The following is an 11,339-nucleotide window of genomic DNA, read 5'->3' on the forward strand; positions in this document are numbered from 1 at the left end:
TGCTCTTTCTAAGCTTTGCATACAGCAAAAAGGAGCGGTTTTTGACTCCCGCTCCTTTGGTTTTGTTTTTTTACGGCGTATAATCTGTACCTTTGGAATAAGAGTTCTGGGCGTCCCACAGCAGATACTCTTCAATACCATTATCCTGCAGCGCCTGAATCTGCGCCTCCACTTCGGTGCTTCCGTACTGCAGATAATTACCGCTTCCTAAATAGCTTGCTGTAAAGTCCTGAATCCAGGGCCGGGTTATCGGTTGTTCATCAAGATCCGATAAAATCTTCGTCTCTGCCTTCGCATAAGCATCGATAACCTCGTACGGCTTTGTATCCGGCTTATCGATATTAAAATAACCGCTTCCCCAATGGCTTGGGTAAATCATGGAGCTGATGACATCTACATTTTCAGAGATTAACCGAAAGTCCTGTCCGATGCCCGGGGCCCGTTCCTGAGTCGCAGAATAGCCGAAGATATCCGCCGATACATTTACATTGTATTTTGTTTGAAGCGTCTCTTCAGAATAGGCGACAAAATCCGTAACAGCATCTACTCTTTCCTGCACGTTGTCGTCACCGCTGTCATAGTCCCCTGTGGAATAAGTGAGCTGGTCATCTCTCGTTTCAAATCCTTCAGGGAACCGGATATAATCGAACTGGATGTCCTGGAAGCCGAGCCTGGCTGCTTCTTCCGCTATTTGAAGATTGTAATCCCATACTTCTTTCATAAACGGGTTTGTAAACATATGGCCGCTTCCATTCGACCATGTATCCCCGTTACTTGTCTGGTAGGAGTATTCCGGATGCTTTTTGGCAAGTACATTATCTTTAAAAGCTGTAATGCGTGCGATTGGGTATATATCGTGTTCTTCCAATTTTTTCATTAGCGCTTCGGGATCCTTGATCATATTTTTTCCTATATCAGGCAGATTTGATCCTTCCGGTACATTGAATGTTAAGTTGCCGTGATCATCTTTAATATCTATTACCATAGCGTTCAATTCCGTCGAATCAATGAGGTCAATTAATTTATCCATTCTGTCGCCTCCGGCCGAGTGACCAGTAACATATATCCCTTTGACTCCTTCCTCTGGATAGCTGAAATTAAGACCGGAATCATATGTAAATCGCGGCATGCTGCCTTCAAGCGTTAATGTATGTCCACCAGTCGTCATTGATGCCAGATCGTTCCCGTTTCCTTCTTCCGCGTTCGCCTCCGCTGCAGTTAATCCCGATGTAGCAGTCAATGCAGCAGTTAAGGCCCAAATACCCAACTTTTTTTTCATATTGTCCCTGCCTTCATTGTTTTTTGTAAAAAATACACTCTAATAGTCACTATTTAATGGAATATTTTTCTTAGTTTAATTATACGTTTAAATACACATATTACCAACCATATTTTTTATTTTCCGCTATTTTTTTATTAATTAATATTTATATTCAAAATGATAATTGAATGTTAGTTAATCTTTCATTTCCCTTGCATTCCAGTCGCATAGTTATTATAATGTTAAAAATATCTTTAAAAATTGCGAGACTTTCACAGGGTCCTCAGCCTTTATTGGCCGGGGCCCCTTTTGCAAAATAATCTATAAAGGAGGAGCACCAATGAGCAGAGTGACGATGATTGATATTTACAAACACCCTATTACTCAAAAATATGTCCGCCGTTCCGGACTTGCCCATGCCATCCGCGTGGCTGATATAGCATTAGAGCTTGCCAGAGAACGAAATGTGGATGTTGATTTAGCAGTAAAAGCCGGTTTTCTGCACGATATGGGCCATTATCTTTTTTACAAAAACGGAAAATGGGACTTCGAAGAATATCAGACGAACGATATTCACGCTATCAAAGGAGCAGAACGGGCGCACAAGCTCTTAATCCGGCTCGGCGAAGAACCTTCGCGGGCAAAGGAAGTCAGTATGGCTGTTTTACTTCATACTGATTCGTATCTCCCGGCTGCCAATATTCAGCGAACGCCGCTGCAGCAGGTAGTTGCCGATGCAGATGAACTCGATGAAGAGCCATCCGGAGGCCATCACTACCGGACTATTACTGATGAAGATGCATTCACCCGACTGCATTCCCTCGACGAACGCGTTGAGCAGGCCGTTGCTGAAACTATGCATTCGTAAAACGTAAAGAACCCGCCTTCATGAAGGAAGGCAGGTTCCGTGTCTACATATTTTTTATTTTTTATTGTTTTTCACGTAGTAAAAAAGGCTGCTCATGTCTTTTTCTCCAAACCCTTCGCGATCCGCCTCTTCGAATAAGGATAAAACTTCCTTTCCTGCCTTTGGAATTACTCCTACACGATTACTCATTTCATTAGCCAGGCCAAGATCCTTTAAAAGCAGTTCCAGAGCAAATCCGGGTTCCTCTTTGTTTTCCTGAATGAATTCCGTATAGTGCCGGTCGTAGATTTTGCTCTGCCCCATACTATTTGTGATAACGGAATGAAGCATTTCCAGATCAACTCCTGCTTTTTCCGCCATCGTTAATCCTTCGCTTACCGCTGCAGTATGCATGCCCACCATATACTGATTAATCAACTTCACCTTCGTACCTTTGCCAATACTGCCGGCATACGTAATATTTTTTCCTACCGCTTCAAAAATCGGTCTGGCTTTTTCAAAGGCCTCTTTGCTTCCGCCAACCATCACAGCAAGTGTTCCAGCTTCTGCTCCTGTCGTTCCCCCGCTAACCGGAGCATCCAGATAGTCTACACCCTTTTGCGCTGCCTCTGCTTCAATCTTTTCATGAAGCTCTGCAGACACGGTACTGAAATCAATTACAAGAAGTCCTGGTGAGGCATTTGTAATAACGCCGTTTTCACCGAGCATCATTTCTTCTACATGCTCTGGCTTCGGCAGGCAGGTCATAACGATATCCATCTGTCCAGCTGCCTCTCCCGGTGTAATACCGACAGTACCTCCTGCTTCCTGAAAGCGGTCTTCCTTTTCATTTCCTTTATTAATCCCGTAGACGTCAAATCCTTTATTCAAAATATTCACAGCCATTGGCATGCCCATGTTTCCAAGTCCGATGAAAGCAGCTTTTTTCATAAGTATTATTCTCCCTTCGTCCAGACATGTGATTTCATATCCCACTCATGCATATGATAATCCCGGGCACCAAGCTGTATGTAAGGATCCTGTTCTACAATTTCCCGGACAGCTTCCTCTTCTTCTCCGCGGTACATGATTAAGCCGCCGGCACCATCGACAAACCGTCCATAAGCAATCACATTTCCGTTCAGTTCTTCATCCTCGAGAAATTTCAAGTGCTGCGAGCGGAACTTTTGTGATTTTTCTTCATCCTTCATTGTAAGAAATACGGCAAATATCTTCATTATAGCCCTCCTTTGAATTCTTTCTACTTTATTATAGTCGTTGTTATCCAATATTTACATAGATAAAGGGGTTTTCACACGGCTTCCTTTTGACCTTCGGGGTAAGTTACGATACACTAACCCTGTTCTAAAGCGTTTTATGCTGAAATTATCGTTTGTGAGAGGGGACACCATCGTTGGTCTTTTTATTCTTTCTTTTGGCAGCTGTCGTTACAGTTATCGCAGCCACCAAGCTGTCTTTATACTCTGACATCATTAGTGAAAAATCTTCGCTTGGCGGTATGATGGTCGGCACCCTTTTGTTGGCCGGGGCCACTTCCCTGCCCGAAGTTACCACCAGCTTAACGGCTGTGTTTTTGGATAACCCGGACATTGCAGTGGGCAACGTGCTTGGGAGTAATTTATTTAACATTCTTATCATTGCTGTATTCGATATTTTTTATCGACGCAAGCAGCTGTTCAACCGCGTCTCCCCTGGTCATACATATACTGCCGGGCTGGGAGCCGTGCTTGCTTTTGTCACGGGGGCGGCTTTTCTCCTCCAGCTTTCCTGGAGCGTTTTTGGCGTCGGTGTTGATGCGCTTATCCTTCTGGTATTCTATGCGGTAGGAATTGTCTGGGCAAACCGCCAGAACGAAGGCGTGATTCCTGACGAAGAAGAACAGGACGTGCCAAAGCCCGATCTCTCACTGCGCCAGGCCGGTACGGGATTTATAATCGCTGCTTTATTTACGCTCGCTGCCGGTACTGTTCTAACTACCACCGGTGACAGGATCGCTGTTATCACCGGACTCGGCTCGAGCTTTATCGGAAGTTTTTTAATCGCTGCTTCGACGTCCCTCCCCGAAGCCGTTTCTGTTTTTGTAGCAATGAAGCTGAGAAACTATAATCTGGCCCTGGGGTCCATTTTGGGCAGCAACCTCTTCAATTTGACTCTGCTTGCCCTGAGCGATATTTTCTATAGAGGCGAACCGATCATTTCCGCAGCAAGCCGGACGAATCTGGTGACTTCTCTCGGCATTACGCTGCTCGCAGCCATAGTATTTTACGCTGTTCTCCGGGGCAGTAAACGAAAAACACCGGCCATTTATCTTTGGCCCTCCATCACTCTTGTCGTCGTTTATTTTATTGCTTCCTATTTAACTTTTATTGGTCTCGGGTCAGAGTGGTGATGAAGCTATGACAGATCAGATACGTTTTTGGATGGCCGTTACAGCTTTCTTGTGGGCAGCAGCACTTGTCCTTCAGGTGAGATTGTCAGACTTCCCCTCCTGGCCGGGACTTCTGCTTTTTATCTTACTCGTGCTTGAATGGGCCGCCGTGCTTGTCCTTAAGTATAAAAGCCGGCAGAAATAAGTTTTTGACAACGAAAGGATGTATACTTATGAAAACCGTTTTTTCCGGTGTTCAGCCGAGCGGCACGCCCACCATCGGTAACTATTTAGGGGCGATAAAACACTTTGTGGATTTACAGAAAGACTACCGAAGCTTTTTTTGTATCGTGAACCAGCACGCTATTACAGTGCCTCAAAATAAGCAGGAGCTTCAGCACAACACCCGGAGTCTCGCGGCTTTATACATCGCTGCCGGACTTAATCCGGAAAAAGCAACTATTTTTGTTCAATCGGAGGTTCCTGCTCACGCCCAGCTTGGCTGGATGCTGCAATGCATTGCCTATATTGGGGAGCTTGAGCGCATGACCCAGTTTAAAGACAAGGCAGAGGGCCGCTCCGGTGTTCCCGGTGCTCTTTTGACTTACCCGCCGCTGATGGCTGCGGACATCCTTTTATATGGCACAGATATTGTTCCTGTCGGAGAAGACCAGAAGCAGCACCTTGAACTGACGCGGACGCTCGCGGAGCGGTTTAATCAACAGTACAACGATATATTCAACGTCCCGGAAACAAAAATAGCGGGCAGCGGAGCACGGATTATGTCTCTTCAAAATCCAGAGAAAAAAATGAGCAAATCCGACTCCAATCAAAAGGCTTTTATTTCCATGCTTGATGATGAAAAGACGATCATGAAGAAGATGAAGAGCGCTGTGACTGATTCCGGACGCGAGATCCGCTACGATCCTGAAAGCAAACCTGGAGTAAGCAACCTCCTCACAATTTACGCCATTTCTAAAAACATCAGTATCGAAGAGGCAGAACAAAAGCTCAGCCAAGAAAGCTACGGCTCTCTTAAAGAAGAAACCGGTGCCGCCGTTGCTGATATTCTCGTACCACTTCAGGAGCGCCATTCGGAGCTGATGAACTCTTCAGAACTCGATGACATCCTGGACAAAGGCGCAGAAACAGCCCGTCAGGCTTCCTCAAAAATGCTCGCAAAAGCAGAGCGTGCCATGGGGCTTGAACGAAAAAAACGGTAGGAGCTCCCAAGTCGGGAGCTTTTATTTTTTTCTTCCCGGGTATTAGTATAGGGAAAACACATCCAGCACATGGAGGGTCGCAAGTGACTGTACGAGAAGAAAAGCAAAAACAGCTGCGTGAACTGCTGAAGGAGTCTGAACAGCTGCAGCATTCAATCAATCAGCTTGCCCGGGAGCTTGCGAACGAAACCCGGGTTCTGCAGGTGCACTTATACAAAGAACAGAAAGACCAGCTTGAAGATATCACCCGGTATTTTGATGAAGTGAACATGGAGGCCGATCAGACGCGCCCCGAAGCCATTCTCACTATGGCCCTCAATCACTTCCACAACCATTTAATGCATGTGAAAAATAATGACTAAGGAGGCAGCTGCCATGGATGTAATTTTAACGCACCGCCATATGGACTTTGACGCCCTCGCTTCTGCTGTAGCTGCTTCCAGACTTTATCCTGAGGCCCGCCTCGTTTTGCAGGACGACCAGTCCGAGGAAGTCAACGAGTACCTCGCTCTTTTCAAGGATGAATTTCCGTTTGTTTCTTCCCGGCATATCGATTGGGATAATTTGCATACGGTGATTTTAACCGACGTCTCCGAGCCGGATCGGGCCAGGGACGGCCTTACCTTTTCCGCGGCTCCGTACTGGATCATTTATGATCACCATACAAATAAGGTAGCGCCTGATTCCACAGAAGCGGCCATTGATGCCCGAATTGAACCAACAGGCGCCGCTGTCACTATCCTCATTGAAGAATTGATGCAGCGCCAGCTTTCCCTTACTCCGGTCGAAGCTACCCTTTTTGCTCTCGGGCTTTACACTGATACCGGGTCGCTCGTTTATCCGAGTACAACGCTTCGGGATCTGCAGGCTGCTGTATTTTTAATGGAGCAGGGCATGAATTTAGATACCGTCGGCCAATACATGGAGGAGTCGCTTTCTCCGGATCAGCAGTATGCTCTGCGAGCCTACCTTGGGGCAGCAGAGGTCATTGAGCGCGAAGGGCTTCAGCTGTTGATTACAAAATTTGATTCCGGCGACAAGCATATCGGTGGCTTGAACACCGTTACCTCCAATTTAATAGAAACGACCGGTGCGAGCGCTGTCATTACTTTAACCAGAGCACAGGGCAAAATATTTGTTATCGGGCGCTCGGCCACCGACCGCATTCACCTCCCGGACATTTTAGCCCCGTTCGGCGGAGGCGGGCATTCCCGGGCCGGGTCGGCCACTATCAAGGATCAACTGCTCGACGACGTTTACGACCAGATCAAATCACAGCTTCAATCTGCAGTCGGCCGCTCCATTACGGCTGAAGAGCTGATGAGCCGGCCGGTAAAAACACTGAAGCCGGAAACGACAATCAGGGAAGCGGAAGATATGGTTCTCCGTTACGGCCACAGCGGCTTTCCGGTAGTAAACGACCAGTATGAATTAGTCGGCATTATTTCCCGGCGCGACATTGATAAAGCCATGCACCATCAGCTCGGGCACGCCCCTGTCAAAGGCTACATGAGCTCCAACCTTCATACCGCCTCCCCCTATCACCGGTTTGAAGAACTGCAGCAGCAGATGGTCCACCATAACGTTGGCCGGCTTCCCATTATTGATCACCGCGGTGCATTAATCGGTCTCGTCTCGCGCAGCGATATCATTGCCCGGCTTCGTGAAGATTCCACTGCATCAGAAACCGTCAATATGGAAGAAAGCATGCGCACGACTTTGCCGGATTCCATCCAGCAGTGGCTTCGGGCTGTCGGAGAAGAAGGCGCCCGCCAGCATTTGCGCACATATCTGATTGGTGGAGTCGTTCGCGATATTATTTTGCAAAAGGAAAATGAGGATATCGACATTGCCGTTGAAGGTGACGGCATAGCCTTTGCTTCAGACATTGCCTCCAAATGGAACGGAGAACTCCACAAGCACGAAGCATTTGGCACTGCTACGATCATCTGGCCGGACGGATTAAAAATGGATATCGCAAGCTCCCGGACCGAATTTTATGAAAAACCCGGATCCCTGCCAGACGTGGAGAGCTCTACATTGAAAGAAGACCTGTTCCGAAGGGATTTTACGATCAATGCCATGGCCCTTGCCCTTCATCCCGAAGAGTTTGGGGATCTCATCGACCACTTTTCAGGACTTGAGGATTTAAAACGGGGAGCCATCCGGGTGCTGCACAATTTGAGCTTTGTGGAGGACCCGACCCGCATTCTCCGTGCCGTCCGCTTTGAATACCGTTTTGGATTTGCGATGGATCATGAAACAGAAGCGTTTATTGCGCAGGCGGTTAACGCGATTCATGCCCTGTCTACAGATAGAATACTCGCTGAATTTCAGCGTCTGACTGCAGAAATGCCTCCTGCCCAGTTGTTTTATCGTCTCCAGAAGCTTGACGTTTTATCGGCATTTCTCCCTGGTGCTGTATGGGACGATACAGCCGAGCGACTGCTGCCTTATATTACCGGGCTCCAATCATCTTTGTTTATGACCCTGCTGCCATTATTTCTGCAGGAAAGCGGCCGGGTGCTTTCTGCCGAGCGGGTCGCCGTGCGGAAGCAGGATAAACAGCTCGTGCGGCACGTGCACCACCTGCTCGATGAAAGCTGGGACGTCTCTATCGAAAGACCCGGTGATTTTCACCGCACTGCTGCCCATGTGTCTCCTCTTTCTGTTGAAATTGCTGCTTACTGCCTTGAGTACAGCGCCGGGCAGCCGGGAAAAGCGGCTTTGCTCAGACAATACCAGGACAAATGGCAGGACCTGCCACCGTGGGTTTCCGGCGCTGAACTTCAACGTCTCGGCCTCCGCCCCGGGCCGCTCTATAAATTCATTATAAGCGAAACCGAAAAAGGCATTATTAACGAAGAAATCACTTCATCCCGAGAAGCACTGGATTATGCTGAATCCCTTATTCACAGCTATCAGTCCTAAATGCAAAAAAGTCTGGGCGCGTTGGCCCAGACTTTTTTTATGACTGCCATTTTTTAAATGCCAGGGTAGCGTTATGTCCGCCAAATCCAAAGGTATTGCTTAAAACGGCCTGAATATCACCTTTCCGGGCTTCGTTTGGAACATAATCGAGATCACATTCCGGATCCGGCTCGTGCAGGTTAATAGTCGGCGGCACTACATTATCCTTTAAAGAAAGAATACTGAATATAGCTTCAATACCTCCGGTTGCCCCGAGCAGGTGACCAGTCATCGATTTTGTTGAACTCATCCATACACTGTCCGCATGATCCTGAAATACCTTTCGTACAGCTGTCGTTTCAAATTTATCATTGTATTGCGTGCTGGTACCGTGAGCGTTAATGTACTGAATGTCTTCTGCTGTAAGCCCTGCGTCGTCCATAGCCATCTGCATGGAGCGCTGAGCGCCTTCGCCGTCCGGTGCCGGAGCTGTCAGATGATACGCATCTCCGGTAGAACCGTATCCGACGATTTCAGCATAAATTTCCGCGCCCCTCGCTTCGGCGGACTCCAGGCTTTCAAGCATCAGTATGCCCGCTCCCTCGCCCATTACAAATCCGTCCCGGTTTTTATCAAACGGACGGGACGCCGTATTTGGGTCTTCATTCATCGTAATTGCCTTGGCCGAGCTAAAGCCTGCAATCGCCATTTTTGTAATCGGAGCTTCTGTGCCGCCTGTAATCATGGCATCGGCATCGCCGCGCTGAATCACTTTATATGCGTCTCCAATCGAGTTAGAGCCTGTGGCACAGGCCGTAACCGTACAGGAATTCACTCCTTTGGCCCCTGTATAAATGGACACCTGGCCGGAAGCCATGTCCGGGATCATCATCGGTACAAAGAACGGGCTCACACGTTTATAGCCGCGCTCCATGAAGTTTTGAAACTGGTTTTCATACGTTTCCATACCGCCAATGCCAGAGCCTATCCAAACGCCGGTCCGTGCTGCATTTTCCTCTGTAATTGTATACCCTGCGTCCTCAAGCGCCTGCATGGAAGCTACAATAGCAAACTGGGTGAAACGGTCCATTTTCCGCAGTTCTTTTTTTTCCAAATAGGCCGACGGATCGAAATCCGTTACTTCTCCCCCGATTTTCATCGGAAGCTCGGAGACATCCACCCTTTCGATAGCACTAATGCCGGAGACGCCGTCCACAGCATTTTTCCACGAGGATTCCACTGTCTGGCCCAGCGGGTTGACTGTCCCCATTCCTGTTACAACCACTCGCCTGTTTTCATTCATGCTACTCTCTCCTTTGTTATCTTCCGCATTCTCATGTATATACTCCCTGCCTATGTACAAACCAGGCTGGACGTTTTCATTAGTCTGGGAATAATTTTATACGAGTCACGCACGGTTGTCTACTTTCTGCACGCTGTTTTATTCATATAATCTTTATTCCTCTACGAACGAACGGTGGTATGTCCATTCGGCGATCAGCGCTCCCGTGATAGCTGTAAGAATGGCCGTCGTTTGGCTTCCCTGAAAAAAATAAACGATACCTAAATACACAGCGATCAATACGCAAATAAAAATAATCACCCCTGCTGCAGCACGTTTCACTGTCATGTCATCCCTCCCGCTGCTTACCGGCTTCCCGGCAATTATACAAGCAGAAACACGCTAATCCAAGTGATTATCCTCCTTTCTTCACATAAAAGAAACCGTCCCTGTATTATTAGGAACGGTTTCACAGTCTAGCTGATGACCGAAGCAAGTATAGCCTTTTGTACGTGCAGTCTGTTTTCCGCTTCATCATAAACAGCTGAATGGGGACCATCAATGACTGAAGCCGCTACCTCTTCTTCCCGGTGGGCCGGGAGGCAGTGCAAAAAGATGTAGTCTTTCGCAGCTTTCGCCGTAAGCTCTTCAGAAATCATAAAGCCTTTAAAAGCCGCGAGGCGTTTCGCCTGCTCCTCTTCATAGCCCATGCTCGTCCACACGTCCGTATAAATAACGTCCGCCCCTTTTGCCGCTTCTTCAGGGTCTGTCGTGCGGGTAACGGATGCTCCAGACTCCTCCGCTGCCTGCTCAATCTGCTTCCAGACGCCCGGCTCCGGACCGTACCCTTCCGGCGCTGCGAGCACCGCGTCCATTCCCATTTTGATGCTTGCTATGATCCAGGAATGGGCGACATTGTTTCCGTCTCCGATAAAAACACTTTTCAGGCCCTCGAAGCTCCCTTTCCGCTCCTGCACAGTCAGCAAATCAGCAAGTGCCTGGCACGGGTGATACAGATCCGTAAGGGCATTAATTACCGGCACATCTGCATGCTCTGCGAGTGCTTCGACTTTCCCGTGATCGTTTGTGCGGATCATCAACGCATCAACGTACCTCGAAAGCACTTTGGCTGTGTCTTTGATCGGCTCCCCGCGGCCGATCTGCATATCGCGGGGGCTCAGAAACAAAGAATGGCCTCCCATCTGAGTCATAGCTACCTCAAAGGACACTCGGGTTCTCGTCGATGCATTTTCAAAAATCATCCCGAGGGAGCGATGCGCCAGATGATTATAATACGCAGCAGGATTTTTCTTCATGTCTGCTGCCAGCTCCAGCAGTTGTTTGATTTCCTCCGCGGAAAAATCAAGCAGCGTTAAAACGCTCTGCTGATTCAGAGTTGAGGCGGAATTATTCAGATTTGTTGCCAT

At 48.0% G+C, this 11,339-nt stretch carries 12 protein-coding genes; 6 read left to right on the forward strand and 6 right to left on the reverse strand.

Translation table 11 applies throughout. The features are described 5' to 3' along the window. Positions 1-70 precede the first annotated feature (70 nt). The gene (locus tag ACTRXF_RS11495; RefSeq protein WP_474279184.1) at positions 71-1,279 is read right to left on the reverse strand and encodes a putative glycoside hydrolase; all 1,209 of its coding nucleotides are present in this window, start codon (positions 1,277-1,279) and stop codon (positions 71-73) included. A gap of 322 nt (positions 1,280-1,601) precedes the next feature. Here ACTRXF_RS11495 and ACTRXF_RS11500 point away from each other — a divergent pair, with 322 nt between their 5' ends. Further along, a complete protein-coding gene (locus ACTRXF_RS11500) occupies positions 1,602-2,129 on the forward strand; it encodes an HD domain-containing protein (RefSeq protein WP_474279186.1) in 528 nt (175 codons plus the stop codon). Positions 2,130-2,183: 54 nt separating this feature from the next. On the opposite strand, the gene ACTRXF_RS11505 is transcribed toward ACTRXF_RS11500, so the two are convergent. Both ACTRXF_RS11505 and ACTRXF_RS11510 read right to left on the reverse strand, forming a co-directional pair. Then, a complete protein-coding gene (locus ACTRXF_RS11505; protein WP_474279188.1) occupies positions 2,184-3,059 on the reverse strand; it encodes an NAD(P)-dependent oxidoreductase in 876 nt (291 codons plus the stop codon). Between the two features lie 5 nt (positions 3,060-3,064). After that, positions 3,065-3,346, reverse strand: a complete 282-nt coding sequence (locus ACTRXF_RS11510) for a YciI family protein (RefSeq protein ID WP_462865425.1) — start codon at positions 3,344-3,346, stop codon at positions 3,065-3,067. Between the two features lie 176 nt (positions 3,347-3,522). Between ACTRXF_RS11510 and ACTRXF_RS11515 the strand changes: the two genes are divergently transcribed. The 5 genes from ACTRXF_RS11515 (at position 3,523) to ACTRXF_RS11535 (ending at position 8,651) form a co-directional block, all read left to right on the forward strand. Beyond that, a complete protein-coding gene (locus tag ACTRXF_RS11515) occupies positions 3,523-4,518 on the forward strand; it encodes a sodium:calcium antiporter (RefSeq protein ID WP_474279190.1) in 996 nt (331 codons plus the stop codon). 7 nt (positions 4,519-4,525) lie between these two features. After that, a complete protein-coding gene (locus tag ACTRXF_RS11520) occupies positions 4,526-4,702 on the forward strand; it encodes a hypothetical protein (RefSeq protein WP_474262036.1) in 177 nt (58 codons plus the stop codon). Between the two features lie 28 nt (positions 4,703-4,730). Then, positions 4,731-5,720, forward strand: a complete 990-nt coding sequence (gene trpS, locus ACTRXF_RS11525; protein ID WP_474279192.1) for a tryptophan--tRNA ligase — start codon at positions 4,731-4,733, stop codon at positions 5,718-5,720. Between the two features lie 83 nt (positions 5,721-5,803). Then, positions 5,804-6,082, forward strand: coding sequence for a hypothetical protein (locus tag ACTRXF_RS11530; RefSeq protein ID WP_474262034.1), 279 nt, complete (start codon positions 5,804-5,806; stop codon positions 6,080-6,082). A 13-nt stretch (positions 6,083-6,095) separates the two neighbouring features. After that, positions 6,096-8,651 carry a CBS domain-containing protein gene (locus ACTRXF_RS11535; protein WP_474279194.1) on the forward strand — a complete coding sequence of 852 codons (2,556 nt, stop codon included), beginning with the start codon at positions 6,096-6,098 and terminating at the stop codon, positions 8,649-8,651. Between the two features lie 37 nt (positions 8,652-8,688). On the opposite strand, the gene fabF is transcribed toward ACTRXF_RS11535, so the two are convergent. From fabF to argF, 3 genes are all read right to left on the reverse strand, one after another. Beyond that, positions 8,689-9,933 carry a beta-ketoacyl-ACP synthase II gene (gene fabF / locus ACTRXF_RS11540; RefSeq protein ID WP_474262032.1) on the reverse strand — a complete coding sequence of 415 codons (1,245 nt, stop codon included), beginning with the start codon at positions 9,931-9,933 and terminating at the stop codon, positions 8,689-8,691. 153 nt (positions 9,934-10,086) lie between these two features. Continuing rightward, entirely contained in the window at positions 10,087-10,260 is a 174-nt protein-coding gene (locus ACTRXF_RS11545) for a hypothetical protein (protein WP_474262031.1), read from the reverse strand. Between the two features lie 128 nt (positions 10,261-10,388). Beyond that, complete coding sequence (gene argF / locus ACTRXF_RS11550; protein ID WP_474262030.1) at positions 10,389-11,339, reverse strand: ornithine carbamoyltransferase; 951 nt, start codon at positions 11,337-11,339, stop codon at positions 10,389-10,391.

This window comes from Marinococcus sp. LNHM3E3-2.2, from assembly GCF_056034385.1.

Bases quoted from the DNA above. Each gene is read 5' to 3' on its own strand.
- ACTRXF_RS11495 (WP_474279184.1), bottom strand. From the start codon at position 1,279: ATGAAAAAAAAGTTGGGTATTTGGGCCTTAACTGCTGCATTGACTGCT.
- ACTRXF_RS11500 (WP_474279186.1), top strand. From the start codon at position 1,602: ATGAGCAGAGTGACGATGATTGATATTTACAAACACCCTATTACTCAA.
- ACTRXF_RS11505 (WP_474279188.1), bottom strand. From the start codon at position 3,059: ATGAAAAAAGCTGCTTTCATCGGACTTGGAAACATGGGCATGCCAATG.
- ACTRXF_RS11510 (WP_462865425.1), bottom strand. From the start codon at position 3,346: ATGAAGATATTTGCCGTATTTCTTACAATGAAGGATGAAGAAAAATCA.
- ACTRXF_RS11520 (WP_474262036.1), top strand. From the start codon at position 4,526: ATGACAGATCAGATACGTTTTTGGATGGCCGTTACAGCTTTCTTGTGG.
- trpS (WP_474279192.1), top strand. From the start codon at position 4,731: ATGAAAACCGTTTTTTCCGGTGTTCAGCCGAGCGGCACGCCCACCATC.
- ACTRXF_RS11535 (WP_474279194.1), top strand. From the start codon at position 6,096: ATGGATGTAATTTTAACGCACCGCCATATGGACTTTGACGCCCTCGCT.
- fabF (WP_474262032.1), bottom strand. From the start codon at position 9,933: ATGAATGAAAACAGGCGAGTGGTTGTAACAGGAATGGGGACAGTCAAC.
- ACTRXF_RS11545 (WP_474262031.1), bottom strand. From the start codon at position 10,260: ATGACAGTGAAACGTGCTGCAGCAGGGGTGATTATTTTTATTTGCGTA.
- argF (WP_474262030.1), bottom strand. From the start codon at position 11,339: ATGGCAACAAATCTGAATAATTCCGCCTCAACTCTGAATCAGCAGAGC.